General features: G+C 67.4%; 1 protein-coding gene. It reads right to left on the bottom strand.

Annotated features, from left to right (window positions below; all coding sequences use genetic code 11):
- The coding region (locus tag SB719_RS22555) for a hypothetical protein (RefSeq protein ID WP_412160092.1) at positions 1-236 on the bottom strand (236 nt) is incomplete at both ends.

Below are 236 nucleotides of genomic sequence, written 5' to 3'. Positions count from 1 at the left end.
CCACCCCTCCTCCCGCCGGTCGAAGCTGCTGTAGGCCTCCAGGGCATCGACCGCCCCGACCTCCTGCGTGATGAAGCCGGTTGGGTCGAACAGCCCGGTCGTCACGAGGTCGATCAGCGGCGGGGTGACCGCGCGGTGGTTGCAGTTGCCCATCCTCACGGTCAGGTTCTTGTTCATCGCCGCGCCGATCGGGTACTGGGTGAGCTGCGGCGAGTAGACGCCGATGATGCCGATCC

The organism is Pantoea sp. SIMBA_079 (assembly GCF_046940275.1).
Taxonomy (GTDB): domain Bacteria; phylum Pseudomonadota; class Gammaproteobacteria; order Enterobacterales; family Enterobacteriaceae; genus Pantoea; species Pantoea borealis.
The sequence above is the reverse complement of the archived record's forward strand: the minus strand, read 5'-3'. Positions and strand labels throughout refer to the sequence as shown.